We start from the raw sequence: 26,463 nt of genomic DNA, 5'->3' as shown, positions 1-26,463 counted from the left end.
CGTGGCGGCCGGTGGCGTGGTCGGCGTGCTCGGCCATCACCGCGGCGATCGACAACAGCGTGGCCGCGGTGATCGACACCCGTTCCTCGGCGCACAGCTGACCCAAGGCCGGTGAGTGAGCCCAGTCGCGCAGACTGTCAAGCCAGCCGGCGCGACTGGTCCACATCGGCGCGCGCGGTGCACACGCCCCGGCGCGCTGCACCCATTCGCGGCGTCGCTCGTTGGCCAGTGCGCGCACGACGTGCGGGCTGGGAGCAGCAGGAGCTACAAATGAGCCGAGCGGCGTCGGCCACGCACGGCTCGCCCGATGTGTTCGGGCGATGGAGAGGTCACGGTTTGCGCACTGATCGCGCGGCGAATCTGGTGCAGCTTCGAGGCGTGCGCTACCGTGAGAGCTGTCCGGCAAAGACAGTCCCTTCGGGGAAATGGGTGCGGACCCAGAACCGAGCTGCTAACTCGCTTCAAAACCTCGACAGGGCCTCGCTACGGCGAGGCCTTCGTCATGTCAGCGGGGTAGTCCGCACACCAGCTATTCAGATGTCACATCTGCCAAGGCCTTGTCGTCGACAAGATTTGAGGCCTGGCGCTGGTGTCGTCACATCGCCAGCGGCAAGACCTCCTCGCCGTGGTCGAGGGTGCGGGCGTGTTCGGGCAGCCCGACGTGTACGGAGAGGATGTCGGCAATGTGCGGCGGCACTTTGTGACCGGGTGCTTGTGCTGTGAGGCGTTCAGAAACCTCCCGATGCGGGCGGACCATGATCCGCCCGTAGACATCGCCACGAAGCGCCTGGAGTGCGCGCGGGACGGTTAGCGCTGAGCAGCTGTTGAGTTCGCGGACATGCTGAGGCAGTCCGGCATACAGGGCGAGTACGTCCGCGACATACTGCGTCGCCGAAGAGGAGCCCGCGGCGGCGGCTTTCTCGACGAGGCGCTGGGTGACGGCCGGATGGGTTTTGACCATGTGCGCTGCACGGTCACCTTTGCTTGGGCGAGCCATACTGCACACCCTTGCATCGAAACCCGTTTTGGAAACGCGCGACACGCCTAGGTGCCAGGCCTGTTTCTAGAACAGCGTTGGACGGAACCGATTCGGGCCGCTTTGTTCGTTTCGGATGGGCCAAAAATGGCTGCTTTTGTGGCGGCTGGTTCAAATTGCGCTTTGGGACGCGACTGCTTCGAAAGCGCTGATTGTTGTCAGACGGATGTTTGTGCCCGTATTATTCGTGGTGCCTGTTGCGTTGAGCTTCAGGAAGTGAGCCCGAGACCCGGCCGGACGACCGTGGCGCTCGGGCTTTGCGCTTTCTCGGGCCTGGTCAGACGTCGCGGGTGGCCGTGACCGCTGGACCGATCAGAGTGCGCCAGGGACCGCCTTTCGCCCAGCACCAGGCGATCGCGTCGGGGACGGCGAGCAGGGCCTCGGCGTGGGACCGTTGGTGCTCGTAGCGCAGGGTGTCTCGACAGCCGGCTGCACGGGTGTATTCGATGAGCTTCTGGTTGTCGAACTTCACCATGGTTTCGTCCTCGTCGAGGATGATGTGCGCCTCGCCCAGCCCGGCGTGGTCGTCAACGAGGGCTTGTAGACATGCTGACCGTCGTTGGCGCTCGTTGCGGTGTTGAGGACCAGCGCGGTAGACGGTGGCTTGCACGCCGGCATCGACGAAGGCCTGAGCGATGGTGCGTTTGCGGCCGTCTTTCTCGTCCTTCATGTGCAGGTAGCGCTGCCCAGGCAGGAGCAGGCCACGCACCATCTGGCGCAGTCCAGTGAGATCCGTCGAGACGTGGACGCTAGCCACGAGCAGGTAGCCGCGCTGCTTGGTCTCATCGACGTAGATGTGCATGGGCAGAAACGGTAGTTACCTACCGTGCAGTCCTTAAGGGTGAACAGCTGCTACCAGCACGTTCACCACAATTGCGGGCTGAGGAAGGGTCCTGACGCCTCACCTGATCACGGCATGCGGTCGTTGTGGTCTGGCCTGGGGATGCCCGCGCCGTCCAGGTAGGTGTTGATCGCATCGTCCACGGTGTCGGTGATGACGTATCCGCGCGCTTTGATCCATTCCAGTCGCGCCAACGTTCCTGAGTGCAGCTGCGTCGCGAACGGGTTCTTCGCCTTGCGTTGCCGGGGCTTCAACCGCACTGCCAGCTCTGCCGACTCCTGGTCCTGGTTCGGTGTCGGTGTCGCCGACGCGGGTAGGGGCGGCGGATTTTCATCGTCCGGTTGCGGCGATGTGGCCTCTGCTGCCGGTGCCGCAGGAGTTTGTTCGGGTTGGACCCGGGCGGCCTGTGCCCGGCGCTCTGCGCGAGACAAGGGCCTGGTGGAGCCCACCTCCAAGCCACTGGGTTTCGATGCGGCGTTCATGCTGCTTGCCGCCTCGCCACGATCCGTTCGGCGATCTCTCGGTATGCCACTGCTGCCGTGCAGGTGGGGGCATGCACCTGGACCGGGATGCGCTTCCCCTTGGCCTCCACCACCCGCACGGTATGCGGGATTTCACCCAGGTACGCCCCGCCTGCGGACCACTCCCCCCAATCGGTGCGTAACTGCCTGCGCACGTCCTTACTGGCCTTCGGGTTGCCGTCGAAGTCGGCTAGCAGCACGTAACGGATTTCCACGTCAGGATTGAGCGTCTCTTGGACATCCAGAACGGCGTTGCCCAGCTCAACCAGGCCGTCGATTTCGTCAGGGCCGGCCTTCAGGACCGCCAACACGTAATCGGCGGCCGCCAGTGCCGCCGTCGTCAACTCCCCCAATGCCGGCGGGCAGTCCATCAGCACGAAGTCATAGCCCTCGAGGTCGTCGAGCTGGCGGGCTAGCCGCAGCTGACCGCCTGAACCGAGCCCCGTCCGCTCCAGCTCCTTGAGCGCGAGATGGCCAGGTGCGACGTCGATGCCGAACTCGCTCGACCTGATGACCTTTTGCAGCGGAACCCGCATCGCCCTGTCTGGATGCAGCACCTCGTACATCGACGCATCGTCGGCGCCGAGGTCGACGCCGAGACCCTTGGTGCTGTGGGCCTGCTGATCCATGTCGATCAGGAGGACGCGGAACCCCATCGCGGCGAGGCTGGCACCAAGATTGATCGTCGTGGTGGTCTTTCCCACACCTCCCTTTTGCAGCGCCACCGCCACGATTTCGCACTGTCCATCGGTGGGAACATTCATAGATGCAACTATACAAGTTTAGTTACAAACATGTCTACATGTAGACTTACATGTAAGTAAACATGCATGTCAATGCGCGCCTGGCTGACGCTGGAAAGAGACGCGCTCCGTTCACGTGGCGCGACACCTGCTCGGGGCAACGAGATCGCCGACATCATGGGGGAGCGACCGTTAATCGGCAGGTTCCTGGTTTGATTTTCGCCTGCGGTCGGCGGCGCGCTGTCAGGGCTTCCCAAGCCCGGACCCGCTGATTAAGAGTCAGTGGCTCCGCGCGGGCCCCGGGGTTCGATTCCCGGCAGCTCCAGACCGTGCCGGGTCGTGCCCGACCAGCTTGGTACCTGCGGATTAAAAGTCGTAGCTCCACATCCCGAGAAGGCGCGCAGCTCCTGATCAGGAGGTCAGAGGTGTGATGCCTCCAGGTTTCTGGAACGGCGGGGGAGTGGCACTGCGTGTTGAGTGCCGGCGGATAGGACGTGGCTCGCGGTGTCGAGGCATTCCGATCACCTCGCTGGGCCAAGCAGCGCGCGGGCGTCTTTGATTAGCAGCAGCAGGTGCAGCGGGTCGGTCGGTGAGGGCTCGAAGTCGAAGTGGGCGTAGAACGCGCGAGCCTGCTCATGCAGGGCGTGCACCAGCAGCGCCCGCACGCCGATGATCTCCGCGGCGGCCACGGCGCGGGTGATCGCATCGCGCAGCAGCTGCGCACCCAGGCCCTGGCCCTGGTTCTTGGCGTCGATCGCCAGCCGCGACAACAGGATCACTGGCACCGGGTCGGGCATGTTGCGCCGTACCCGTCCCGGCGTATCAGCACGCTCCACCGCCGCCGAGGCCAGCGCGTAGAACCCGACCACGCGACCCTCGCGGCAGGTGACGAAGCACCGTGAGGCGCCCTCAACGTGGTTGGCCAGCGCCCGGCCCTTGAGGTAGTCGTCCAGGCTGGGCTCGCCGCTGTCGAAGTCGACTACCTCGTCGTCTGCGCTGATCGGCCGCGGCGCGCTGTAACCGCTCACTCGTCGAAGATCGAAGGCTCCGCGAACAACTTCTCCAGCCGCGGCTTGTGCGACACCGGCCGGTCCAGCACCGAGACGAACTCCGACCACGCCGGGGCGTCGAGCATGAACAGCCGGCGATCGGCAAGCACGTCATGGGCATGGGCCAGCGTCGCGGTCACCGCGAAGTTGGTCAGATCGGTCCCCTCCACCTCCGCGGCACGACGAATCAGCGCGTCCTGCTCAGCGGTCAGGCGCACGGCGAAACGTTCCGTTTTAGTAGCCATCTACCTATTGTGTGCCTATTGGGCGTACAAGTCAACGCGTATTGATCAGCTATCTCGCTGGGACGGGGGGTTACTGGATACCTCTATCGCGGCACGATTGCGACAGACCCCGTCCCGATAACGAACTTGCGCTCAACCGGTCAGCGCATCGCTGGGGCCAGGTTAGTCGGTGGTCATCCCCAGAAGATGGGGTCGGCGTGGCTGTCGAGGTAGTCGAGGAGGTCCTGGACCTGCGGACTGGGCTTCAGCCGGTCATAGCGGTGGTACTTGAGGTTGCGGTCGCGCCAATACAGCGCCCACAGCCCGCTGGTCTTGGTGTAGTGCAGCCGTGCGATCGGGAACCGGGTCCAGTCGGGGCCGAAGTCCTCGCGCCAGGGTGGTCGGCACTCGCAAATGGTCAGATGCCTTGCTGCGACGTCGCATTCAACGCGGATCTCATGTCGGACGTGTTCGGGGGCTCGGCTAGCGCACCAGCGTTGAACGCGGGCCACGTCGAGCTCGGGGAGTCCGCGGGCGGCCATGGGGTCATGATCGCAGCCCAGCACCTCATCGGCTAGGCAGACGTAGACACCACCGGCTGGGACAGGACGTCGGTGAGCACTTCGGCCGGGGTGGCCCAGTCGAGGACCCGGCGTGGGCGGTGGTTGAGCTTCGCGGCGATGGTGTCGAGGTCGTCCTGGGTGAAGCTACGCAGGTCGGCGTTCTTGTGGAGGTACTGGCGGAGCAGTCGGTTGGTGTTTTCATTGGTGCCGCGCTGCCAAGGATGGTGTGGGTCGCAGAAGAAGACCGGCATGGACAGGGCTGCGGTGATCACGGCGTGCTCGGCCATCTCCCGGCCGCGGTCCCAGGTCAAGGATCGTCGCAGAGACAGCGGTAGTCGCCCCATGCGCTCGATCAGGGCCTCGGCGACCACGTCGGCTTTGTATCCGTCGGGCAGCGCCACCACGATGGTGAAGCGGGTGGCGCGATCCACCAACGTCGCCACCGCCGACGGCCGGCTCCCAAAGACGAGGTCTCCCTCCCAGTGCCCGGCCACCTCACGGTCGTCGGCCTCCGTCGGCCGGTCGTGGATGGAGACCATGTTGCGGATTCGTCCGCGTCCGTGTGAGGGCTTCTTGCCCCGCGGTCGGCGGATCGGGCTGCCGGTTCGTAGACGGTGAAACATGCTGGCGGGAAATACTTTCCGCGATGGCGTGTACACGTCGCGGTAGATCGACTCATGCGAGACGCGCATCGAGAGGTCCTCGGGATGTTCTCGTCGCAGCCATTGCGAGATCTGCTGGGGTGACCAGTCCTGGTCCAGCTTGGCGGCCACCACCTCCCGCAGCGCGGTGTTGGTGGCCAGCTTGCTGTCCTTTGGGCGCCGGGCCCGCTGGAACGCGGCCAGTTCCGCCTCCAGGGCACGGTAGGCATCGCGGCCGCCGTTGCGGGCGATCTCCCGCGACACCGTCGACGGCGTCCGATTGATGCGCCCGGCGATCGACCGTGCCGACAAGCCGGAGGCGATCCCACGTGAGATCTCCTCACGATCGGCCAACATCAGATGATCGGCCCGGCGATGCCGCGGGATCGGCGCGATACCACCAGATTGGCGCAGGAACCGTCGAATGCGGGGCATCGTCTCTCCCAGCGTGCGCTCCATCTCCCGGGTCGACTCACCCGCGCGGCGCATCGACCACATCAGGTTCTGCTGCTCGACACTGAAACCGATCGGACCCACACCCATCGCCGCCTCCACGCATCACATCATCGATTACCTGGGGTGATGCACTGACCGGCTGAGATCGCCAAGGTTTTCGGGACGCCCCGCCTCAGCCCTGAACTTCAGCGGATGATTCGAGGTCCAAGACTGCCCCAGGGAGATCGAGATCCTTAACCGCTACGCGGAGTGCACGCAAGGCGCGGACATCGTCCTCATTGTATTCGGCGAGCATGTTCCACGAGATGGCGTCTCCGGCCCGGGCCGTGTCGAGCCAGGCGTAGGTGTCGGCGCCAGTGGCGCCGTCGGTGCGCCAGTGCGCGCCGGCAGCGGGGGCGAGTTGTTTGAGGCTGTATCCGACGGGACCGTAAAAGTTAGGCCGGATGGTGTCGGTGAGGATGTCAATGCCACGGGCGAGGACGTCGTGAGCGGCTGAACCGAGGATGCGGTGCAGTTGCCGGGGTTCGGTTGAGCCGTAGTGGAACCAGGACGCGGCGGTGTCGTCGCCGGTGGTGAGTTGCTCGGAGATCCAGACGAGAAACTCGGTAGCTAAGGCGTATTCGTCGAAGTCAGGCGCGGGTGAGCCGAAGGTGTAGAAGGTTGGTTCAGTGGTCGGTGTGCTGAGAAGTGCCCCCCACAGATACACCTTTCCGTCGCTGTCGAATTCGCAGTCCACGTCGATCTCGACGGCAGCTGCGGTCGGCGGCTGGGTATTGGTGGTTCGGATGAGCCGTGTTGTGGTGGGGGTGGGGAAGGCCAGGTCAACGGTGGGAAGTTCGGGATCATCCTCCGCAACGCCGAGTAACGCGCCAACTAGTGAGTCGAGTCGTTGGCCGGAGGGGCTGGTGGTGAGGTGTCTGCGGATGTCGCGACGGATGGTGACGAAGTTCTCCGATCGGAAGGACATTGCGCTGATCTCTTCCCCCAATTCGCCTGCCAATTGGGCAATTTCGGTATGGATTGGATCGTCGGAGTCATAGGTGGGTATCGGCAATCTCCAGACCGCTTTGTCGATGTCACGCTCGTCTTTGCCGTACGACATGAGAGGCCGGACCAACTCCGTAAGGCTGGGGGCATTCAAGATTCCGACCAGGTAGTGGCCTTCGGTCTGGGTCGATACCGCGGCCCAATACAACTTGTGGTCGATGACGGACGCGCGATCGGTTATCAAGGCGGCGGCGACGTGCATGCCGGATTTGGTGTAGACCACGCGGATCGGTGGGACGGGCAGCTGCTGGGTGAGCTTGCGCATGTGGTCAATCTGCTCGCCCAAGGTCATCTTTGACACGCCGTGGTCAGTCCAGAGGGCTTCAGCTGCACGTGTCCAGGTCGCGAGACCGGGGTAGGCGTCGATCTTCGGATTCTCGCCATCAAGGACTTCGCCGGCGCGAGTGAGCGGGAGAACGAACTGTTCGGGGTCGTGCGCATGGAATGGCACGATCTGTTCACCGAGAAGGGTGGACCAGACGAACTCCGACTCCACGATGCCGGTCAAGGCGGGCAGACCCTTCCAAGGCTGCTTCTCGGTGGCGGAGCGTTTGGACTGCACCGCGAGGCGGCCGACAGGAACACCGAGCCCAGTGGTGGGGGAGCCTTCGACGCGAAACATGAGTCTCGGAACAAGATTGGCTCCCTGACTAAATTTGGGTGCGTAGGGGGAGCGTTCGTCGTCTTCGGACCCCACGCTGAGTTCACCAAGGTGTTGGCGGAGTTGGGTTGCGGTCTCGACGTGGGCGTGGCGGTGCGGTGCGCGGCCGGTCCACACCAGCGCCGTGGTAGGCATCGGCCTGGCCGTGGCGCTGCGGGTTCCGAAGACGACTGCGGAGCTTCGAGGAAACAGGTGGGGGCGGATGCGGCGCAGATCCCAGCTGGGGGTGAAGGCGACGTGGGCGCCGTCGAACTGGCCGCGCCGGAATCCGGCCCAGTATTCGCGGTCGACCACGGAGTTCGGCACGACGAACGCGAAGCTGCCGCCGGTCTTGAGATAGCGTTCGACGGCGCGGGCGATGAACAGCCCGGCGAGGTCTTGATGGGTGGCGGTTGTCTCGTTGTGCCAGAAACCCCGGTCGGTGGCCAGGGATTTAAAACGTTGTTGCATGGCAGCGGTCATGTACCGGTAGGACAGCCACGGGGGATTGCCGACGAGGACGTCGACGCGGTTCTCGTCACGTCCCAACCAAGCGGGCCGGGCGGCGTTGCGGATGTAGTAGCTCCAGATGTGGTTGCGGCCGGCTTCGTGCAGCTCTTTGAGCCGGACGAAGTTGGCGTTGAGGTCGGGCAGGTCGGCGGCATCGAGCGCCAACCGACGCACCGTGCCCTCGCTGAGGCGGGTGGTCTTCTTGCCCGCAGCCCGGCCGGACTCGTCGACGAGTGCTTGCACCAGATCGTCGAAGCTGGCGCTGTTGGCCAGGAGGTGATCGGCGAAGCGCAGTTCCCCGGACAGCAGCTGGTCTCCGGTATCGGTGGGGATTACTAAATAGTCCACGGTGAGCAGATCGTCGCGCTGGTCCCAGCCCAACGAGTCACCGAGGTAGACCGGCACCGACAGGCTGCCTCGTTCGCGGGCGTTGAGCCGATCGCGGCCCAGCGCCAGCAGATAGGTGACCCGCGCCAGCGCGACGGCGACCGGGTGCAAGTCGATGCCGATGACCTGCGAAGACACTTGCGCCATGGCGTCGGCCAGGCTGACCCCGGAGGCGTCGGCGGCGGCCAGAAAGCGGCGCACCGCGTAGAACAGGAATGTTCCCGAGCCGCAGCTGGGATCGAGGACCCGCTGATTGAGCGGATCGGTAACGGTCTGCGAGACAACGCGATTGGCAAGCCAGTCCGGGGTGTAGTACTCGCCGAGTGCTTTGCGGGTTTGGGCCGATATCACCGACTCGTAGAGCACCTTGAGGACGTCGTGCTCGACGGCGGACCAGTCGAAGCGGGACAGTCGACGCGCCAGCGAGGCGACGTAGCCCTCACCACCGGGGACTTCGAGCACCCAGTCGAAGAAATCTCGGTCGACGACCCCGTGCAGACCGGCGACGGCGAACTGATCTCCGGAAAGCAGCGTCGCCGGTGCAAGTTCCTCGGCCTGCAATCCCAGGACGAGGTGGGCGATGATCTCGGCGGAGTTGACCAGGAGGGTGTGTTCAAGGAACAACTCGTCGCTGTCGGTGAACTGCGTGCCCAAGGCGCCGCGCAGCAGCTTGACCCACAGCTCACGCTTCAGCCGCACCGTCGGCAGATCCTTGCCGACGGTGTAGATCGCGGCCAACGTCGAGTAGTCCAAAGCATGCGAGGAACTCGTCGCGCCGAGACGCTCGGCGATCTCGATGGGGGTCGGGAGTATCGCCCGGCGGGTGGCCAGCACCCCTTCGAGCCAGCGCAGCAGTTCCTCGGCGCCGGCGTCCCCCGGGGTGGTGAAAATCTGAGTGGCTTCGCGCAGCTCGCCGTCTACTTCGTGGTAGGCCAGCCATAGTCGGCCGTCGGTGAGGATGCCGACGTAGCGTTGGCCCATCTCCGATGATCGCGTCGTCACGTAGCCGGCGAGCTGTTGGCGCGCCGCGGCGAGTGCTGCCGGCGCGGCCAGCGAACGCTTGACCTCGATGACGGTGCAGCCCACCTCGACGTCGATACGGCGACCATGACCCGCAGGAGTCTCCAGGTCGACGTCCAGGTCCTGTTCGGCCAGGCCCAGTTCGGGGTCCATGAGCACCATCCGGACATCGGACTGAATGGTGGCCTCACTGCGGACCGCATCGCTCTTGTTGATCAGGCGGTCCATTAAGGCGCCGCGCGCCCCACCCCCCGCAGTCGCCATGTTCGGCAACGCTACAAGGGGTGCTGGTCAGAGCCGAACTCAACTCGCGGACGGGTGTGGCGACTAACCCTGAGTGTCAGTGAATCAGCCGGCGGCGTTGTTCTGACGCCATTGCCGCACCGCGACGATCACCTCCGAGCGGCTGATGCGCCGATCGCGGAACCGGGCGTAAAGCGTGTCCATCCGTGGATCGATGCGCCCGTTGTAGCCCAGCCGCAGACCTGCCTCATCCGGGGTGATGTCCGCGCGGGAAAGCTCTACGGCCAGGTGGGGTCGCTGCCCACCGCTGAGCCGGATCCATTCGATGGCGACGGGGTCCTCATCGGCGAGACCGTTGAGGCACGCCTTGGCCCACTGCACGTGCCACTGCTCGGCCTTCTTCATCTCCCACCCGAAGTGCCCATTGCTCGGTTGGCTGAGATGTTCGGGACGCTGTGAGATGACCTCGTCGAGCAGCGCCTGCAGCACCGGCGGACGCCACCGGTTCTCCTTGGACGAGGCCTGCATCTGGCGGCGTGGGGGTTCAGATTTGATCCGCGCGAGGGCCTCGGCGAACGTCTCGTCGGGCATGTCGGTGATGGCGTCCAGGTCGGCGGAGTCGCCGTATAGGGCTGGTTGCAGAGTTTCTTCGGGATCGGCCTTGGGGATGGCGGCGGCGAAGTCGCGGCGAACGGCCCGCACGACTGGGGCCTCCAAAGTGCTCATGGCCGACGTCACCCACTCGCCACGACTGCGCAGCTCATCGACGAGCTGGCTGGGGGGCCACCCCAGTTCTTTGGCGAGTTCGTGGACACGCATTGCGTGCTTGGGCGGAGGGTCTAATCTCATCAATGTTCCTGACTTCAGACGCGGGGACAATTTCGCTGGCCCGCACCGGTGCAACGGTGTGGGCCAGCACTAATTTTGGTCTTGTCCTCCGACGAGTTGTGGTTTTTGGCAACACTTAAACGGCTCTAGGCAACACTTAGAATCGTGGAGTGTCACGCGGACCGGGAGCGCTCCAACGGCGGATACTGGGTGCGCTGTGGTCACGCGGAGAATCCGACTGCTACGACATTGGTGCGCTGTCAGATCTGTTTCCCCGCCACTTCCTGGAGGAGTGCACGGTGCTGCGTGCGCGATGGCGTTGGTACACAATCGATCTTCTCGATCTGGTCGCTTTTGGGGAGCCGCGCAGCCATCGCGTGAGTGCGCACCGGGCGGTGCGATCCCTAGCGCGGGCTCACCGGGTACAGATCGTCGATCAATGTCCCTACGACGATCCCTTCCTCGCTGAGGTCGACTACTACGGCAATCAGTTCGGCGGCCTGGACCTCGCAGAAGTCACCCAATACGTCGACCCGAGGTGGCCCGGCAGGCAGGGCCGCTGCTTGTGGTTCCGTCTGCCACCTCCGATGACCGAATCCGTTCCCGACGACGATCAGTTGATTCAGCTGGAAGCGTTGCAGGAAGGCATCTTTCCCGAAGCGTTCGACGAATTCACGGGCACCGTGGACCGACGAAAGGCCTGGGAATCAGACGCCGGGCGATACCTACGGTGGTTGCTGTGCGGGAGTTCTGCGGCCAGTTGATCAGCTCGTCGACTGACGGTTGATCGTCGCGGCGTCGAGTCGGCGATGCACCATCGACAGCGAGGTCACCAATTCAAGGAGCTGGGTGTCGGTCACTGTTCGTAGCACCCGAGGATCGTGAGCTACCGGATTTCTGAACATGCCAGCCAAGCCCTTGATGAGATTGGCGAACCCGGCTTGTTCGTCTCGATCGGTCTGCGAGGCTAAATCGTTGATTGCAATAACTGGCTCGCCTGATTTCCCAAGGGACAGTGCTGCATCGATCAGTGTGGCTCCGTCGCCGCCGAGACCTGACATCTGTCGAACGCGCCCGAACACGCTCTTCGTCGCTTCTAATGAGGCGTGAAAATTATTCTTTTTGAGGAGTTCGACGGTGCAGTAGCGGAGTACCTCGTCGTGGGTGTCTCGTCTGCGTAGCTCGGCCCGCAATGAGGTGGCGTTGCGAGATGCCTCGTCCAGAGTGGACGATTGAGCACCCCGCCGCACCACACCTTTCTCGTCGACGCGAAGACCGACGAAGGTCAAGACCTCGTTGAGCTGGTCTTGCCGCAGCGTGAACAACTCGGGCCTGTGGACATATTTTGACGGCTCCATGACGCGCCGAATGAAAGTAATGATTCGCTGGGGATGACCATCCTGGTTCTGTCGGCGTACGAAAGCCTCCTCCAATCGCTTCCACTTCGTGATGCCAGCACCGGGGTCTTCAATCTCGAGTCGTTCTAGTAGCTGTCCAATCTCGCTCCCTTTAAGGCCGTCTTGGGTGTCCGCGAGCACCTGTGCCACCCCAGCCAAGACGCCAGGACTCCATACTGGCTCAGGCATTACGTTGCATCGCTTCATGATTGGCGATATACCGGTAAGCGGTCGCCCGACCAATCCCAAAGGCGGCAGCAAGCGCGCCGACTGGCTCGCCGGTCGCTGCCAGGCGTCGCAGTTGTTCTTGGCGGTCTGCACTGAGCTTGTGCGGTTTGGTGGCCGGCAAGCTTCGAACCTGCCGGGACTGACGCGATGCGGCACGGCGCTCTCTCCCGAGCTCAAGCTCAAGCTCGGCCAAGGTCGCCATGATGGCGGCCACCGCGCGGCCTGTCGGCGTGCCGGTATCTATGCCTTCCCGTATAGCGCGCAACAGGATTCGACGTTCACCGAGTTCGGCGATGGTACGGGTAACTTCGGCGACGGAGCGGCCGAGTCGATCGATGGCGGTGACCACTACGGTGTCGCCCTCGCGGGCGTAGTGCAGTAGGGCTGCTAGGCCAGGCCGGTCGGTATTGACCGCGCCAGAAAGCTTGTCGGTGAAAATTTGACCGGCCTCGACGCTCTGGCAGGCGAGTACGGCAAGCTGCGCGTCGAGGTCTTGGCCCGCGGTGCTCACGCGGGCATACCCGAGAATCGTTGTCACATCACCACCGTCTCATTGCCCTCCGACATCGAGGATCTGAGACACGCGGTGTGAGACAAGATATGAGACACCACGACCTGGCATTACGCAATGGGGGAGTGGTGCCCCGGAGGGTGTCTCGTTTCTCTACATGCGAGACGCACGGACGACTTGTAGGAATCAAACAACTCGCCTAGGGGCGACGCCGCGCCGACACCCCGGTCGGACGTAGCCCGGCCCAACGGGTGGAACACTGCAATGGGTGATGGTCGCTGCGTATCAGGGTCCATATCTGCCGTTCGGGTCAATGGACGCTGTGGAGCTGATTAGGGAGCAACTCACCGAGTGCGAACGCATCGGCGTCGACCTCTTGTGCTGTCCAGAGGCAATTCTCGGCGGACTCGCGCACGAGTCTGACGGCCAGATTCCTCACGATGTCGCTGTCAGCGTGGAAGAACTTCGCCGACTGCTCGCGCCGTTGACGTCCTCGCCGGTGGCCACCGTCGTCGGCTTCACCGAGCACGCCGACGACGGCCAGCTGCACAACTCGGCGGCCTTCCTCGCTGATGGTGCCGTACAGCTTGTCTATCGCAAGGTCTATCCGGGCTACCGGACCGTCATCCGCGCCGGGACGGAACTGCCGGTCATCGCCTTCCGTGGCACCGTCGTGGGCATCATGATCTGCAACGATCTCTGGTACGTCGAGCCGGCGCGGATCCTTGCCAGTAAGGGAGCGGCGGTCATTCTCGTTCCCACCAACAGCGGCCATCTTCGAAACGCACCGCTGGACAACCGGTTACGGACCAGAAGTGAAACGCTTCCCGTAGCACGGGCGGTCGACAACACGGTGTCTGTGGTCATCGCCGATATTGCCGGACGACAGCACGGACGCGCGGCGTTGGGCAGCAGCCGAATCGTCGACCCCGACGGCGCACTGCTCTGCGCGGCCAATCCCCATGAGGTTGGGCTTGTCGCCTCCACCATCGACACCCACTCACGTCCGTTCGATCCACGTGGCTGGGACGGTCACACGAACCCGGCCGTCCACCACCAGTACGCCTCAATTTCCCGGTGCTCTACCACCGGGCAGGCGAGCCTACTTCCGCGCTCGGACTGACCGGCTAGCTGGGACAACAACACTGACCGCCGCCGGATGCATCGCCTCGTCATCCCATGGCGCGAAGCGCCAGGCCTGTCTCATGCACGACACCAGCGGTGACGCTTTGTCTCCGCGCGGGTTGTTGGTTTGATTTTCGAGTGTCTGGTATCGGGTCGGAGCGCACGGTGCTCGTCGTCCTACGAGGCAGCAGCGGATCGGGTAAGACATTCATCGCCCAAATGCTGCGGGATCGCCACGACCTGGCTGTTGTCAGCCAAGGCGTCCTGCGCCGGGAGGTGCTTGGCGTTGACGACGGCCGTGGCACTCCGGCGGTGGGCCTAATTGATCTGGTTACAAGGTTCGCCCTCGATCACGGTAAACACGTCGTATTGGACGGCATCTTGCGCAGCGACATCTACGGACCAATGTTGCACTCATTGGCCGCTGATCATCGCGGCACCACCGGGTTCTTTCGATTTGATCTACCGTTCGAGGAAACGCTGCGGCGCCACAACAGCAAGGGCTGTACTGATTTCGGAGAGCGAGAGCTTCGGCAGTGGTGGCGCGAGCACGATGTCCTGCCCGGCTGCGAGGAGCACACCATCGGTGCCGACCAGAGCCCCGCCGCGATCGTCGACCGGATTACGACCGCCGTCCACTGGAGCGCATAGTCGCTGATCAGCAAGGCAGAATCTGAGCCGTGTCGATTCTTCTGATACCCACAGCAGGGGTCATCGTGCTGCCTAGTTGCTAGTCGTCGGCAGTCCCAGATGAAATGATGCTGAGTGTGCCGAGTTTGGTTCCGCCAGCGATGGTTGCCGGGTCGTTGAGCCGGTCGCCGCAACCATCGATCCCAACCGGAACGACCGCCGTGCTGCGGCCCTGGCAGCTTTCTGACGCCAAGGCCGTTATGCAGGCTTTCGAGGATCCAGAGATCCAACGTTGGCATGTGCGGCGCTTCACTTCAGTCGATGAGGCGCGGCAGTGGATCACCGGCTATCAGGCTGGCTGGGCTCAGGAGGCGGAGTTGAATTGGGCGTTGGTCGATCACGCCAGCGACTCCTTGATGGGCCGTATGTCGCTCAAGGGAGTCAATCTCAACGACGGTTCGGCGGGTATGGCGTACTGGATGGTGCCCGCGTGGCGCGGTCGCGGCCTGTGTTCACAAGCCGTACTTACATTGTGTCAGTGGGCTTTTCGCGAAGGCGGGTTCCACCGGATCTCGTTGGGTCATTCAGTGGCGAATGTGGCGTCGTGTCGAGTGGCCATCAAGGCCGGGTTCCACGAGGAGGGCACCCGGCGGGAGGCGGCGTTACACGCTGACGGCTGGCACGACATGCATCGGCATGCCGTGTTGGCACACGAAGTCCCTGACGCTCAGGTGGTCTGACCGCAGTCGACGACGCTGCTGCAGGGCGGGACATCGTCGCCTCCCAGCGGCACCGACTTCGGCCCAAAATCCGAGACAGAATGTGGGGCGTCTCGAATTTCGAGTAATGAGACAGTGGGGCTTCGCTGGCCCCCCCGCACCGCTCCGGCGCCAACTTCATGAAGACCTCGTCCTTTTCGGTGAATAGCGGCGGCAGCCCTTGCCGTACCTCTTGCGCATGTCGACTTGCGGGATCAGCGACCACCGCCGCCTGCACCCGTTCGTACGCTTCGCGATCGTCGTACTCCCACACCGCGACAACTCTGCTGTCTTCGGTCTCCCATCGACCGACCAGTCGAGCACCGTGGCGCAGCTGCACCGGTAGAAGATGGGTGCGAAAGAACTCATGGAAGAGCGGCAAGTTGTCCGTGACAGCGCGATAGATCCGCATCCTGTAGATCATCTACCGACCGTATCTGGCGGCCACTGTGCTGCCCGGGGCCAGCGACTCCTGGCATCTATCCAGCACACCTGGTCACCGAACTGCGCTGATCAGCAGAAACGGTGGCAGTCCCAACCGATGCGGCGCCTCGGCGCGTACGGCGTCGGTGGGTTTCGGCTCTGCGCAGCTTCGGAGTTCAAATCCGTGGTCCAACAGTGCGGTGAGGTAGGTCGAGATGGTGCGGTGGTAGTTGCCGGCTCGGCGAACGCTGTGCGGGTGCGCCGATCGCCAGTGCCCTTCGGCGAAGTAATCCCCGGCGACACGCCGCATCCCACTCGACGTCGAGATTGTCTCGGTGCCGGGTGCGTCAAAGCAGGGGTGCGGCACCGTGAAAGTAATAAACCCATTGCGGCGCAACACTCTTCGGATCGATTCAAAGGCAGCATCAAGGTCGGCGATGTTGTTCAGTGATAAGGCGGCAGTGACTCCGTCGACGGACTCGTCGGCCACGGTGGCCAGCGTGGTTCCGTCGTCGACGCGGTAGGCCACTCCAACTGGGCGGGCGCGTTCTGCTGCCTCGGCGTGGGCAATCAGCGTGCGAGTGGGATCAATGCCCACCACGCGTGCTCCAGCTGTCGCCAGCGCCCGGCTGACGATGCCCTCACCACACCCCATATCAAGGACATCGAGACCGGGCATGTCCGGCAGAGCGTTGAGCAGAATGTCCCGCGAGAACTGATGCATTGCCGACCCGCCACGAACCAACTCGGCATACCAGTCCGCAATGCCGTTCCAGTCCGCCTCCACCAACTGATAATCCTACCCAGCGCAGGGCTTCATCCTTGAGACAGCAACTCTCTAGAGCCCAATGTTGATTGGGGCTGCGCGCGGATCGTTGGTTAGGGCCGCGCGGAGGAGGGTCGGCAAGGCCCGTGGCGAGAACAGCACACCTTGGGAGTGGGCAGACTCGATCTCGGTGATAGACCACCAGCGCTGGTCGAGAATCCCCTCCCCGTCAGGGTGGCCGGCCGCACCCACCGGGACGCCGCTCGTCGGCTCGAAAGTGTCGATGTGCAGCAGAAAGAAGTAGTTAGCGATGCCGGCATAACCTTGCTCGTTCATCTCAGGGAACTCGACGGTTTGAATCCACACAAGCCAGGGCGTATGGGCGTCGGTGAGCACCAGGCCGGTCTCCTCGTGTAATTCGCGGGCCAGTGCCTGAGCGAGGTTCGCACGGTAGCCATCGATGCTGATCCCTGCGAGTCCGATTCCTTTGCAACCGATTTGGCCGAGTTCATCACTGGCGTGCGCCGTATTGATACTCGCGGACGGCGGTATAGCGGCCACGGGCGCGGTGGAGTTCTAGCCGACCACGATGAATGGATCCAAGAATGCCTCATTCAAAGTGAGGGCTTGTTGGACGTCAAGTTGTTGCGCCGCTTGTGGGCAACGATGCGGGAGCTTCCCCGGGGAGACAGCCCGGATGTGATGAACCACGGCGATCTGCTGCCCGGCAACTTGCTCGTGGACCACGGGCGCCTTACCGGCGTGCTCGACGTCGGTGGGCTAGCTCCAGCTGATCCAGCACTGGACCTCGTCAGTGCCTGGCATCTTCTCGAGGCCGGGTCACGCCAAGTCATGCGTAACCAGCTCGGCACAGGCGACGAGGAATGGGAACGCGGCAAGGCGTGGGCGTTCCAACAAGCGATGGGTGCGGTCTGGTACTACGTCGACAGCAATCCCGCCTTCAGTCACATGGGCCGCCGAACACTGGAACGCATCACTGCCCATTCCATCTGACGCTGCGTTGCGGTCCAGGGCTCCGATTGTCGTCGCGTGAGACAAGACCTCCGATCTGCAAATGAGACGCGCTTTGACCAGGCGCCTAAGTTGCGTTCGGTGGGCCCGTAGTCCCATGACAGCGGAAGTGTCGTAGTAGCGGAGCACAATGGTGGTGCTGTTTTACCTGTTCGCGACCCCTGTAAAAGATCTTTCGTGAATTTTCAGGGGTAGCGACCGGCCGCGGACTTAAGAGGAAGCGACAACCGCAGGGATCGGTTGTCTCTTGCTCGCCTCACCCGGAGATGTAGCCCAATGGATCGACGGCACCGGCCCCCCGGCACCCCCGTCGATCGCGCGCGCCGGGAATCCGGCGATGACATACAACTCCACCATCAGGTTCCGCTGGAGGACCACACCGTAAGCGACACTGATCGTGGACTCGTTGAGCAGTGGCTCGGCGGTGACGACGCCAAGCTCACCGCCGACAGAAAACGTCTCGAACGGCTCGCCGCCGATGAGGAAGCACTGCTGGAACTACAGCTCAATAATTTCGCTGGTGATCCTTGGGAGCGCTTCGCTCGCGAGATGGCCCGCTACGGAGTAGGCGTCCTGCACAGCTGGATCATCCGTGGCGTGGTTTACAACCGCGTCAAGGCCCTCACGACGTTCGGGCTCCCTCGGCCACTGGACAGTTGGCCTGACGATGAGACGGCTTACGACCTTGCTGTCGACACCGTCATCGACGCACTGTTCCACTTTCAACAGAAAGTGCTGCCCGGCGGCGGCTGGCAGTCCAGCCGCGGCGCCAGCCTGGGCACATTCTTCATAGGTCAATGCTTGTACCGGTTCGCTAACCGGTACCGCGCAGCATTGCGCGCCGAGATCGCACGTATTACCAATACGACCATCCCTGCCGGAGATCTGCTCCCCGACTCGCCCACTCCAGTCGACGGTGTCGAACGCACCGTGATCGGCCGCGACGAACTAAACACCACACTCGGCCGAATCAGCACCGACCGAGCCGTCAAGGCGCTGCTCCTGCACGCCCAGGGCGACACCTACCGACAGATCGCCGAACAACTCGGCCTAACCGACGCCAAGCAAGTCGAGAACCTCATCGCCTATCAACGCAAAAATCACCTAAGGAGGACATCCTGACTTCACGCGACTCCACTTCACGCATCGCGGGCCTCATCGAACGTGGGTCACTAGGCACCCACGCAGCCCGCAAGGCCCGACGCAGTATCCCGGTCCGCGAGGGCGACAAGGTGGTCCGAGCCGTTGCCGAGCGCATCGCGGCAGTCAACGTAATCCCCCTCAAACCGAGACCCGGTAATCAGTCAGGGATCTACACCCCTCGCGCACTTAAGAGAACGGTGTCTGGGTCAACACCGGCCCGAACACCGGAAAGGAAATAGCAACCCATGGCAAGAGGACATCATCGCAACGCGGCCACCGGCCGTTACGTCAAAACCGCTACGGCTGCACGCAATCCGCGCACCACGGTCACCGAACACGGCGCGAACCACAGCAGCGGCACTCATCATCGCAGTGCAATCACGGGGAAGTTCGTCAAGGCTTCCACGGCTGCGCGCCACCCCAACACCACGGTCACCGAACGCGGGTGACCTAACCCCCCAGTGTGATTGCACTACCACACGACAGCGACTCGAAAACCGTTTACACATAGAGGATTTACGCCACTAGGAGGCTCGTCATGTCCAGGTCGGTACCCACCATCACCTGTCCGTACTGCCGATTCACGTTCGTGAATGTTCAAGTCACGAAGCACGGACTCATCAACTGCGGTAACTGCGGTAAGACGATGAAGATCTAACCTCGGCACTCGGCAGTAGTAGTTTGTCGCGCGCTGGCCCTGAGGGGTCTAAGGAGAGGACGGCCGGCGGCCCTTGGTTTCTCTGGCTGAGAGTTGGCAGCGGCCTTAGGTGGCCAACAACTCGAAGCGGCGTTTGAGCCCGTTGCCTTTTCGCCATTCCCACAGGCCGCGGTGTTGGAGCTGTCCGACGACGATCCCTTCGCTGACACCGATGCGTTTGGAGAAGGCCTCCACGTCGGCGGTCGTGGTCAGTGAGGCGAGATGTTGTTGCTCCCGCGGCGGTATGAGGGTGTTGGCCGCGAATCGGTTGGCCGCGTCTTCGATGTCGTCGTCTTCGGAGCCGTCGTCGATAAAGGTTTCCTTTTTCGAGTGCAGGAGAACGTGTCCGGCCTCGTGGAAGAACGAAAACCAAAACTGATCTTCGGTCTTGTAGCGGTCACTGAGAGCGATGACCGCTCTTGTGGGACTGGACCACCAGGTGGCTCCGCTGATGCGGCATTTGTCGATCTCTGCGACATAGACGACGAGGACACCTTGGGGAGCGCATAGCCCTTGCAGTTCGTGCAGGAAGTCGGCCGTCCGGGTGAGTGAGCGGGCGTGGTGAAGCGCGGTGCGGAACCCGTCCTTGTCGAAGGGTTCAGCGCTGAGATGCTGCGCGCTCAGTTCGCCAATCCGAATCCACGACGCCACCGATTCGGCGTGGCTGGTGAATGTGTTCGCCCGCTTGAACGAGGCCACTGGGCGACTCCATATGCGGCGCCACGCGGCCAGGTTGGCGACGCCGAAGAAGGCCAAGGCGGCGTGGTAGAGCTCTCGTCGATCACTGGTGGTGGGGAGGTAACCGCGGTACTGGAGAGCGGTTACTGGGAGATCTCGCAACCAGGTGAGGTGCTCGCCGTCGAGCTCGATTGCTTGGCTGCGCAAGGTCAGTTCCCGGTACCGGGCTTCGAGTCGGTTCCAGAAGCCGGCTGGCACACCGGTGACGCGTTCGAGGCTCAATGCCGTCTCCTGGGTCAGTGGGGCGCTGCCTTGGATGACTTGGTTGACGTGTTTGGTGGACAGACCGGTTCTATGGGCCAGGTCGAGCTGGGTGAGGTGCAGGTCCTCGAGTACCTGCCGCAACGTTTCTCCCGGCGGTGTGGCGTGATCTGGTGCGTAGGGAAACCGTGCGGCTGCGGTCACCGAGCACTCCTTTCAGAGGTACGGACGCCGACGGTGATGTCGGCGATGACGAAGGTCCAGGCATCGACGGTGCGGGGCGAGGCCGCTTCGACGTTGCCGGTGATGGTCAGATTCGCTGCGCGGAAGGTCAGAACTTGTCCTTCGTCCCCGCGGTAGGTCTGAATTCCGGGTAGCGCACAGAGCTCGGCCAGGTCGTGGGCGGCATCCAACTGTGCGAGATGGCAGCTGATCGCACGTGCGCCCTGCGGCCCGAAGCGGGCCGTCAGCGCCGCCGACGAGCCGTACAGCCGGGCGGAATCCTCATCGCCGAACATCACGTTCATGTCGTCGTGGAATCCTTAACCTATTGGGTGTATCATTTCTTGTGTACCAGATGGGTTCATCATATCAAGGGCACGTCGGCGACTTGGCCGCAACGCGCCGGAAGGGACAGCCATGCAGCTGTTCGTGCACGATCCCGACACCACGTCACCGCAGATCATCGAGATTGCCGAGACCGTCCTGGTCCGCGAGCTCGTCGTCGGTCACGACGGCGACCTTGTGTGGCTGGCGGAGGTCGACGTTCCCCTGGAGCTCGACATCACTGTGGTCGAGGCCGGCCTCGGACATGGTCATCACGTGCACCGCGGTCCGCATCGGAAAGTGGAGGTGAACCTGGTCGCCGAGGGTCGCCACGCTCACCACCGCTTCGCGCCGTCGCTGCGCTGCGCCCGCATCATCACCTGGGGCGTGGAGCACCTGCAGCTTGGCAAGATCGCCGACGTCGAACTGATCGACCGCGGCTCCGGCGCGATCGTCGACCCGGATCGGCACATCGGGACGCTGACCCGGCGCGGCCACGGCACGTTGGAGCTCGAGCTGCGTCGCGTGCGTCATGACGTGCACATCGTGGTCAACGCGACGCGTCACACCGTGGCGGCCGGGTCTATCTCGTTCGACGCGGTCGTGGCGCTGGCCTATCCGACCCCGCCGGGCCCGAACCCGGAGTACACGGTGCAGTACCGCAAGGGTCCGTCCGCCGATCCCAAGCGCAGCCTGCTGGCCGGACACGACGTCGAGGTGCGCGAGGGGATGATCTTCAATGTCACAGCAACTGATAAGTCGTAGTCCCGACTTGGGTCGGCTGCGCGCCGACGGCTACGACATCGAGGTCCAGTCGGGCTTCCTGATGGTGCGCGCCGTGCCCTACCTTGACGCTGGCAAGGGCATTGTGTTCGGGACGCTGGTGAAGGCTCTCACCCTCAGCGGCGACGTCGCCGACTACCAAGGTGATCACACGATTTTCCTGGCCGGTCCCACCCCCCACGACGCCGACGGCAGTCCGTTGCAGCGCGTCATCAATGCCACCGCTCAGCAGGAACCTCTGCCCGGAGTCGTCGTCGATCACGTGCTGTCCAACAAGCCAACGGCGGGCTACGTCGACTACTACGAGCTGATCACCACCTACGTCGCGGTGCTCTCCAAGCACGCCCGCACCGTCGACGAGACGGTCACGGCGCAGACCTTCCCGGCGGTGCGGCCCGACACCGAGGAAGGCAGCCCCTTCCTTTACGTCGACACCGCATCCTCACGCGTCGGCATCACCGCGATCAACGCCAAGGTTGAGGGTCACCGCGTCGCGATCATCGGCCTCGGCGGCACGGGTGCCTACCTCTTGGACATGGTCGCCAAGTCTCCGGTGGCCGAGCTTCACCTCTACGACGGTGACCGGCTCATGCAGCACAACGCGTTCCGCTATCCCGGGGCGATCCCGCTGGAGGTGGTCACTGCCAAGCCGATGAAGGTCGACTACTTTGCCCAGCAGTACTCCACGTTCCGTCTCGGCGTGATCCCCCACCCCGTCCCCGTCGACGAGAACAACGTCGACGAGCTGACCGCCATGGACTTCGTCTTCCTTGCCATCGACGACAACGCCAGCCGCGCCGTCATCGCCAAGGGGCTGGAGGCCGCGGACGTCGCCTTCATCGACGTCGGGATGGGTCTGTACCTGGCCGAGGGCGGCATCGGCGGACAGGTCCGTATCACCAGCAGCCTTCCCGGCCACCGAGATCACCTCTGGGACGACCGCAAGCGGCTCCCCACCTCCGTCGGCGCCGACGATCTCTACGGCCAGAACGTGCAAATCGTCGACATGAACGCACTCAACGCTGCCCTGGCGGTCAACCGGTGGAAGCGCTACGTCGGCATCTACGCCGACCTCGAAGGTGAGCACTTCAGCATCTACGCCAGCGACGGCAACGACATCACCAACGAGGACCAGTGATGGCGCCGCCCACGGATCGCTTCACCCACGAGTTCGTCGATTTCATCCCCGCCGAGCTCGACGACGGCGTCCTCTACGTGTCCTTGCCGTACACCACGGTGATGCATCTGTGCGCCTGCGGATGCGGAACGAAGGTCGCGTCCGCACTCGACCCGACCGATTACGCCATCACCTTCGACGGTGAGACCGTGAGCCTGTCCCCCTCGATCGGCAACTGGAATTTTCACTGCCGATCCCATTACGTCATCCGACGCGGGCAAGTGCGCTGGATGCCCTCCATGAGCGACGCGGACATCGCCGCCGGACGCCACCGCGATCGGCGGGCCAAGACAGCCCGCGACGAACTGTTCGACACCCCAATCCCACCCCGCGGCACCCCGGGAGTCGACACCAATCCTGCCGGCGGACACGGCCACGTCCGGCAGCGGGTCGCCGCGGCAATCAAGGGTCTCATCGCCGCGATCAGGGGCCGCTGCTGAGCATCCCGGATGGGCGTGCCGAGACCGCGGACAGCGTTGTCGCTACTCGTTCTTGTGTGCAGCGCGGGCGGCAGCGCGGCGCTGTTGGCGACTCATCCGCACACCCGGATCACCACCCCATGGGGCGTCGCGCGTGCCGCCGTCGACGGTCTCCAGCACGGGAACGGCGGTGCGGTTCTCGGCGCGCAGGTGGGCGATGACGGCGGTCTTGGTCGAGAGTTCGGCGCGCAGGGTGGCCAGTTCGCGGCGACGATCTTCGGCGCGGTCGGCCTCTCCTTGGAGGTGGCGGCGCAGCCGTGCGACGTCGTCGTGGGCGGCCCGGTAGGCAGGGTCCTGGGCCAGGGCGTGCTGGCCGGCGATCGAGACGGCGAAGGCCTCCATATCGGCGCGCAGTTCGGCGTGCAGGGTGTCGTGGGTATAGCGGTGAACCAGGGTGTCCAGCAGCTGCCGACACTGCACCGGGGAGCTCAAGAACAACCGGGCCAGGGTGCCCATCGACGGGATCGGCAGCCGGGCATCGGGCTCGGGGCGATGCGCCCGCGGCACCTCCACCACCGTGACTGCCGACCCGGCGTTGCGGGCCGCGACCCGCTCGGCTGAGGCCAACCGGCGGCACGCCCCCGAGCACCACACCGGGCGCCGACCCCGACCGCGGTCGGGCATGTCGAAGACCGTTCCGCACCGCGGACAGGTCCGGGTGGTGTCGGTCCTGGCGGCCAGAGCCACCGGGTCGTCGTCGGTGTTCGTGCCGTCCACGCCCGCCTCTTTCCGTCCTTTAGGTGTGTCGTCATTATATTTCGTCTGGGACGGTATGTGATGATTTCGCGACCTGAATGCAAGAGGTGTGTGGTTCGGCGGTGGGCTTGAAACGGTCGGTGGCGTGGACGGGGATCGACGGCAGCGGTTGGGCAGGCGAGGGATCACGTAAGTGAGGACGGGTTGGGGCGGTCGGTATCGACGCGTATGAGGTGGTGAGCGGTGGTGGGAGGCGACGAGAGGTAACGGGGTAACCGACCGATGCGGACTCCCAACGCGACGCGACCCGACGCCGGTTGCATCCTTGTGCCAATGTGCCCGAAGTCTTCGGGTGTGTCGGTGGCGGGTGTGAGCATCGGGAGATGGACGACGGCGGGGACCTGACGGTGCCAGCGCAGTGCGTGGCGTGGTGTCGCGAGCAGGACTACGGGGTGAGCGTGTGCGACGACATGGCCGGAGTGGATCTGGACTGGTGGAACACCCGACTAACGCGGCATGCAATCCCCACCCGAATCGTCGGGCGCGACGCCGACGGCGCACCAACCGATCACGGCGTCGGCTATCTACGCCGCGCCGACCTCACCCACGACTGTGACGCCGACACATCGGCCGGGCCTGGGTCAGCCGATCTGGCCATGCTCTACCGCGCCGCGGCGTGGCTGTCCGGACATCCCGATCGTGACCGGCGCCGGTGCTTCCCCGACGTCCGCACCCCCGCATCGTCGGGCGGAGAGTTGGATGCGGTCACCGCTGCCCTAGCGGCATGCCGACACACCCCCTGGCAGGGGATCCCGGATGCCGCTTCTGGGCGGCGGTGGTCGGGCTGGGCGCACACCCCCGGTGTCGGCCCTGCTGTGGTCTCGCTATACCTGTGGGCCACGCACCACGTCACGCCCACGGTCACCGGTCCCCTCCTACGTACCTCGACGGGGGTGGGGCCAGTGGTGGGGCCGCAGCTGCTCGATCAGCAGGCAGTCACGTCTCTGGTTCATCTGGGGTGGGTGGGTGAACCGGTCGCGGCCCGGTTCACCTGGGGGCAGTATCTGCGGTACTGCGAGCTGTTGTGTGAATGGGCGACTCAGGGCGACGTGGCGGTGGAACTGGTCGAGATGTGGTTGGTGAGGCGGTGGCGGGAGCGCACCGCAACACGACGCTCTCTACACACCCAGTGGCATCGATGAGGTCCACGACGAGGCGGTTGGGTGACCTCAGCGGAGTCGGCGTTGATGAGCATGCTGATCGATCACGGCGGGCCAGGGGCCGACGCACTGGTGCGTTGGCTGGTCACCGGAGAGCACGTCGTCGGTAACGGCGTGTCCACCGTTGATCGTGGGTGGCCGTTGCCCGCCACGCCGGACTCGGGGGTGTAGCTGCCGGGTGTCGTGCCAGCCTTGGCTGGCAACCGGTCATGGTGCCCGATGTCTGTGTGGCGTGTCCCGGCCATCAGGTGTGTCTCGTGTCGTGCCATCAACCGCATGTCGTCGCGGTGGCGCTGACCGCACGTTGGGCGTGCTGCTGATGTGCGCGCTGCTGGTGCGCTGAGTGCTGTCGGTGAGGATGCGGCGGATCTCTTCGCGGGCGGCAGCGATTCGAGCCCGCGACGCCTCGGTGGGCACCACCGGTCGGGGCGTCTGGTCGAGGCTGGCGGCGGCGGAGCCGCCGGCCTTTGTCGTGGGCTCTGGGGGTATCCAGGACAGCCGTCGTAATCGGCTGTGCAGGAACGCGCCAGGGTTGGCGATGTGATCGGGCCAGGTCAGTCCTCGGACGCGCATGTCGGCGTTGAGTTTGTCGTTGACCGCCCGAGCGGACCACACGTCGGGGTCGATGCCGGCGGCGGTCAGTGCGTCGCAGATGGCGCCGATGTGGGCGCGGTCGAGGCCACAGGTGATGGCCGCGAGCCCGGCGGCGAGTCGTTGGAGGGCCAGTGGCCGCGCTGTGGTGTGCCACGGTCGGGCTTGTCGGTGCTTGTTGTTGGAGATTCTGTTGGCGGGTGCGCTTGCGCGCCCGCTTGGTGAGTAACTCCCTACGGGAGAAAAAGAACTCACGCCGCCTAGCGGCGGTAGGTGGAAATCATGCACAACCGGGCGTGTGACGGGACGGGGATCGCGGCGCGGCACCAGGTGGTACACCGAGGGTCGCCGGCCGATGCTGGGGGTGCCCGGTGAGCCGTGGCCGCGTTGTGCCTCGACGGCCCACTGGGAGACCCGTAGGACTCGCCAGGCGGCAGTCACCGTGCGTACGTCACAACCCACCCGGGCGGCGATCGTCGCGCGTGTGACGGCGACGTGGCGGCCGGTGGCGTGGTCGGCGTGCTCGGCCATCACCGCGGCGATCGACAACAGCGTGGCCGCGGTGATCGACAC

The 26,463-nt window shown here is 64.2% G+C and carries 28 protein-coding genes and 3 pseudogenes; 11 read left to right on the top strand and 20 right to left on the bottom strand.

What is annotated here, in order from left to right; all coding sequences use genetic code 11:
• The 11 genes and pseudogenes from H7J06_RS32365 to H7J06_RS11790 form a co-directional block, all read right to left on the bottom strand.
• Positions 1-238, bottom strand: a pseudogene (locus tag H7J06_RS32365) (rep protein); the annotation flags it as partial.
• Positions 239-595: 357 nt separating this feature from the next.
• Positions 596-961 (bottom strand): hypothetical protein, encoded by a 366-nt coding sequence (locus H7J06_RS11835; protein WP_264039039.1) that lies wholly within the window; start codon positions 959-961, stop codon positions 596-598.
• Positions 962-1,313: 352 nt separating this feature from the next.
• A complete protein-coding gene (locus H7J06_RS11830; protein ID WP_264039038.1) occupies positions 1,314-1,838 on the bottom strand; it encodes a hypothetical protein in 525 nt (174 codons plus the stop codon).
• 107 nt (positions 1,839-1,945) lie between these two features.
• Positions 1,946-2,359 carry a hypothetical protein gene (locus H7J06_RS32625; protein WP_372515288.1) on the bottom strand — a complete coding sequence of 138 codons (414 nt, stop codon included), beginning with the start codon at positions 2,357-2,359 and terminating at the stop codon, positions 1,946-1,948.
• Positions 2,356-3,162, bottom strand: a complete 807-nt coding sequence (locus H7J06_RS11820) for a ParA family protein (protein ID WP_193601991.1) — start codon at positions 3,160-3,162, stop codon at positions 2,356-2,358. The genes H7J06_RS32625 and H7J06_RS11820 overlap by 4 nt, the downstream gene beginning before the upstream one ends.
• A gap of 500 nt (positions 3,163-3,662) precedes the next feature.
• The gene (locus tag H7J06_RS11815) at positions 3,663-4,169 is read right to left on the bottom strand and encodes a GNAT family N-acetyltransferase (protein WP_193601992.1); all 507 of its coding nucleotides are present in this window, start codon (positions 4,167-4,169) and stop codon (positions 3,663-3,665) included.
• Positions 4,166-4,473: pseudogene (locus H7J06_RS11810) on the bottom strand (type II toxin-antitoxin system TacA family antitoxin); the annotation flags it as partial. The pseudogene H7J06_RS11810 and the gene H7J06_RS11815, both read right to left, overlap by 4 nt.
• Before the next feature lie 135 nt (positions 4,474-4,608).
• Positions 4,609-4,956 (bottom strand): DUF3024 domain-containing protein, encoded by a 348-nt coding sequence (locus tag H7J06_RS11805; protein WP_264039037.1) that lies wholly within the window; start codon positions 4,954-4,956, stop codon positions 4,609-4,611.
• Between the two features lie 32 nt (positions 4,957-4,988).
• Positions 4,989-6,161 carry an IS30 family transposase gene (locus H7J06_RS11800; protein ID WP_264039035.1) on the bottom strand — a complete coding sequence of 391 codons (1,173 nt, stop codon included), beginning with the start codon at positions 6,159-6,161 and terminating at the stop codon, positions 4,989-4,991.
• Between the two features lie 85 nt (positions 6,162-6,246).
• A complete protein-coding gene (locus tag H7J06_RS11795; RefSeq protein ID WP_264039034.1) occupies positions 6,247-9,942 on the bottom strand; it encodes an N-6 DNA methylase in 3,696 nt (1,231 codons plus the stop codon).
• A gap of 84 nt (positions 9,943-10,026) precedes the next feature.
• A complete protein-coding gene (locus tag H7J06_RS11790; RefSeq protein ID WP_264039044.1) occupies positions 10,027-10,740 on the bottom strand; it encodes a translation initiation factor IF-2 N-terminal domain-containing protein in 714 nt (237 codons plus the stop codon).
• A gap of 308 nt (positions 10,741-11,048) precedes the next feature.
• On the opposite strand from H7J06_RS11790, the gene H7J06_RS11785 reads away from it, so the two are divergent.
• Entirely contained in the window at positions 11,049-11,513 is a 465-nt protein-coding gene (locus H7J06_RS11785) for a hypothetical protein (protein WP_264039033.1), read from the top strand.
• Here H7J06_RS11785 and H7J06_RS11780 read toward each other — a convergent pair whose 3' ends face one another.
• Together H7J06_RS11780 and H7J06_RS11775 are read right to left on the bottom strand one after the other, a co-directional pair.
• Positions 11,514-12,287: a TIGR02391 family protein gene (locus H7J06_RS11780; RefSeq protein ID WP_264039032.1), complete on the bottom strand. Its 774-nt coding sequence runs from the start codon at positions 12,285-12,287 to the stop codon at positions 11,514-11,516. It abuts the gene before it with no gap.
• Positions 12,288-12,327: 40 nt separating this feature from the next.
• Positions 12,328-12,912 carry a recombinase family protein gene (locus tag H7J06_RS11775; RefSeq protein WP_264039031.1) on the bottom strand — a complete coding sequence of 195 codons (585 nt, stop codon included), beginning with the start codon at positions 12,910-12,912 and terminating at the stop codon, positions 12,328-12,330.
• 244 nt (positions 12,913-13,156) lie between these two features.
• Between H7J06_RS11775 and H7J06_RS11770 the strand changes: the two genes are divergently transcribed.
• The 3 genes from H7J06_RS11770 (at position 13,157) to H7J06_RS11760 (ending at position 15,380) form a co-directional block, all read left to right on the top strand.
• Entirely contained in the window at positions 13,157-14,008 is an 852-nt protein-coding gene (locus tag H7J06_RS11770; RefSeq protein WP_264039042.1) for a carbon-nitrogen hydrolase family protein, read from the top strand.
• Between the two features lie 140 nt (positions 14,009-14,148).
• Complete coding sequence (locus tag H7J06_RS11765) at positions 14,149-14,661, top strand: P-loop NTPase family protein (RefSeq protein WP_264039030.1); 513 nt, start codon at positions 14,149-14,151, stop codon at positions 14,659-14,661.
• Between the two features lie 116 nt (positions 14,662-14,777).
• Entirely contained in the window at positions 14,778-15,380 is a 603-nt protein-coding gene (locus tag H7J06_RS11760) for a GNAT family N-acetyltransferase (RefSeq protein WP_264039028.1), read from the top strand.
• 232 nt (positions 15,381-15,612) lie between these two features.
• On the opposite strand, the pseudogene H7J06_RS32620 reads toward H7J06_RS11760, so the two are convergent.
• The 3 genes and pseudogenes from H7J06_RS32620 to H7J06_RS11750 all read right to left on the bottom strand — a co-directional run.
• Positions 15,613-15,810, bottom strand: a pseudogene (locus tag H7J06_RS32620) (NIPSNAP family protein); the annotation flags it as partial.
• Positions 15,811-15,894: 84 nt separating this feature from the next.
• On the bottom strand, positions 15,895-16,608 hold the full coding sequence (locus H7J06_RS11755; protein WP_264039041.1) for a class I SAM-dependent methyltransferase: 714 nt from the start codon (positions 16,606-16,608) through the stop codon (positions 15,895-15,897).
• 51 nt (positions 16,609-16,659) lie between these two features.
• Complete coding sequence (locus tag H7J06_RS11750; RefSeq protein ID WP_264039045.1) at positions 16,660-17,148, bottom strand: NUDIX hydrolase; 489 nt, start codon at positions 17,146-17,148, stop codon at positions 16,660-16,662.
• Here H7J06_RS11750 and H7J06_RS11745 point away from each other — a divergent pair.
• A complete protein-coding gene (locus H7J06_RS11745) occupies positions 17,107-17,601 on the top strand; it encodes a phosphotransferase (RefSeq protein ID WP_264039040.1) in 495 nt (164 codons plus the stop codon). The two genes, H7J06_RS11750 and H7J06_RS11745, sit on opposite strands and share 42 nt — an antisense overlap.
• A gap of 294 nt (positions 17,602-17,895) precedes the next feature.
• Positions 17,896-18,741 (top strand): RNA polymerase sigma factor, encoded by an 846-nt coding sequence (locus H7J06_RS11740; RefSeq protein WP_264039027.1) that lies wholly within the window; start codon positions 17,896-17,898, stop codon positions 18,739-18,741.
• A 784-nt stretch (positions 18,742-19,525) separates the two neighbouring features.
• On the opposite strand, the gene H7J06_RS11735 is transcribed toward H7J06_RS11740, so the two are convergent.
• Positions 19,526-20,602 (bottom strand): ImmA/IrrE family metallo-endopeptidase, encoded by a 1,077-nt coding sequence (locus tag H7J06_RS11735; protein ID WP_264039026.1) that lies wholly within the window; start codon positions 20,600-20,602, stop codon positions 19,526-19,528.
• On the bottom strand, positions 20,599-20,925 hold the full coding sequence (locus H7J06_RS11730; RefSeq protein WP_264039025.1) for a hypothetical protein: 327 nt from the start codon (positions 20,923-20,925) through the stop codon (positions 20,599-20,601). The genes H7J06_RS11735 and H7J06_RS11730 overlap by 4 nt, the downstream gene beginning before the upstream one ends.
• 112 nt (positions 20,926-21,037) lie before the next feature.
• Between H7J06_RS11730 and H7J06_RS11725 the strand changes: the two genes are divergently transcribed.
• From H7J06_RS11725 to H7J06_RS11715, 3 genes are read left to right on the top strand one after another with little or no spacing between them, the layout of a single operon-like run.
• Positions 21,038-21,709 carry a multiubiquitin domain-containing protein gene (locus tag H7J06_RS11725; RefSeq protein ID WP_264039024.1) on the top strand — a complete coding sequence of 224 codons (672 nt, stop codon included), beginning with the start codon at positions 21,038-21,040 and terminating at the stop codon, positions 21,707-21,709.
• Positions 21,684-22,865: a ThiF family adenylyltransferase gene (locus H7J06_RS11720; protein ID WP_264039023.1), complete on the top strand. Its 1,182-nt coding sequence runs from the start codon at positions 21,684-21,686 to the stop codon at positions 22,863-22,865. Before H7J06_RS11725 ends, H7J06_RS11720 begins: the two co-directional genes overlap by 26 nt.
• Positions 22,865-23,344 (top strand): ubiquitination-like system serine protease family protein, encoded by a 480-nt coding sequence (locus H7J06_RS11715; RefSeq protein WP_264039022.1) that lies wholly within the window; start codon positions 22,865-22,867, stop codon positions 23,342-23,344. Before H7J06_RS11720 ends, H7J06_RS11715 begins: the two co-directional genes overlap by 1 nt.
• A 42-nt stretch (positions 23,345-23,386) precedes the next feature.
• Here H7J06_RS11715 and H7J06_RS11710 read toward each other — a convergent pair whose 3' ends face one another.
• On the bottom strand, positions 23,387-24,100 hold the full coding sequence (locus H7J06_RS11710; protein ID WP_264039020.1) for a hypothetical protein: 714 nt from the start codon (positions 24,098-24,100) through the stop codon (positions 23,387-23,389).
• A gap of 362 nt (positions 24,101-24,462) precedes the next feature.
• Between H7J06_RS11710 and H7J06_RS11705 the strand changes: the two genes are divergently transcribed.
• Both H7J06_RS11705 and H7J06_RS11700 read left to right on the top strand, forming a co-directional pair.
• On the top strand, positions 24,463-25,281 hold the full coding sequence (locus H7J06_RS11705) for an 8-oxoguanine DNA glycosylase OGG fold protein (protein WP_264039019.1): 819 nt from the start codon (positions 24,463-24,465) through the stop codon (positions 25,279-25,281).
• Between the two features lie 21 nt (positions 25,282-25,302).
• A complete protein-coding gene (locus H7J06_RS11700) occupies positions 25,303-25,470 on the top strand; it encodes a hypothetical protein (protein ID WP_264039018.1) in 168 nt (55 codons plus the stop codon).
• Between the two features lie 36 nt (positions 25,471-25,506).
• Here the strand turns inward: H7J06_RS11700 and H7J06_RS11695 are convergent.
• Positions 25,507-26,463, bottom strand: a 957-nt coding sequence (locus H7J06_RS11695) for a rep protein (RefSeq protein WP_264039017.1), incomplete at its 5' end; no start/stop codon positions are given.

Origin of the sequence: Mycolicibacterium hodleri (assembly GCF_025822245.1) — a bacterium.
Classification (GTDB): domain Bacteria; phylum Actinomycetota; class Actinomycetes; order Mycobacteriales; family Mycobacteriaceae; genus Mycobacterium; species Mycobacterium hodleri.
The sequence above is the reverse complement of the archived record's forward strand: the minus strand, read 5'-3'. Positions and strand labels throughout refer to the sequence as shown.

Excerpts from the sequence above, each read along its gene's own strand:
- H7J06_RS11715 (WP_264039022.1), top strand. The coding sequence starts at position 22,865 with ATGGCGCCGCCCACGGATCGCTTCACCCACGAGTTCGTCGATTTCATC.
- H7J06_RS11770 (WP_264039042.1), top strand. The coding sequence starts at position 13,157 with ATGGTCGCTGCGTATCAGGGTCCATATCTGCCGTTCGGGTCAATGGAC.
- H7J06_RS11795 (WP_264039034.1), bottom strand. The coding sequence starts at position 9,942 with ATGGCGACTGCGGGGGGTGGGGCGCGCGGCGCCTTAATGGACCGCCTG.
- H7J06_RS11790 (WP_264039044.1), bottom strand. The coding sequence starts at position 10,740 with ATGCGTGTCCACGAACTCGCCAAAGAACTGGGGTGGCCCCCCAGCCAG.
- H7J06_RS11800 (WP_264039035.1), bottom strand. The coding sequence starts at position 6,161 with ATGGGTGTGGGTCCGATCGGTTTCAGTGTCGAGCAGCAGAACCTGATG.
- H7J06_RS11725 (WP_264039024.1), top strand. The coding sequence starts at position 21,038 with ATGCAGCTGTTCGTGCACGATCCCGACACCACGTCACCGCAGATCATC.
- H7J06_RS11820 (WP_193601991.1), bottom strand. The coding sequence starts at position 3,162 with ATGAATGTTCCCACCGATGGACAGTGCGAAATCGTGGCGGTGGCGCTG.
- H7J06_RS11720 (WP_264039023.1), top strand. The coding sequence starts at position 21,684 with ATGTCACAGCAACTGATAAGTCGTAGTCCCGACTTGGGTCGGCTGCGC.
- H7J06_RS11705 (WP_264039019.1), top strand. The coding sequence starts at position 24,463 with ATGGACGACGGCGGGGACCTGACGGTGCCAGCGCAGTGCGTGGCGTGG.
- H7J06_RS11730 (WP_264039025.1), bottom strand. The coding sequence starts at position 20,925 with ATGAACGTGATGTTCGGCGATGAGGATTCCGCCCGGCTGTACGGCTCG.
- H7J06_RS32625 (WP_372515288.1), bottom strand. The coding sequence starts at position 2,359 with ATGAACGCCGCATCGAAACCCAGTGGCTTGGAGGTGGGCTCCACCAGG.
- H7J06_RS11830 (WP_264039038.1), bottom strand. The coding sequence starts at position 1,838 with ATGCACATCTACGTCGATGAGACCAAGCAGCGCGGCTACCTGCTCGTG.
- H7J06_RS11835 (WP_264039039.1), bottom strand. The coding sequence starts at position 961 with ATGGTCAAAACCCATCCGGCCGTCACCCAGCGCCTCGTCGAGAAAGCC.
- H7J06_RS11740 (WP_264039027.1), top strand. The coding sequence starts at position 17,896 with ATGGATCGACGGCACCGGCCCCCCGGCACCCCCGTCGATCGCGCGCGC.
- H7J06_RS11805 (WP_264039037.1), bottom strand. The coding sequence starts at position 4,956 with ATGGCCGCCCGCGGACTCCCCGAGCTCGACGTGGCCCGCGTTCAACGC.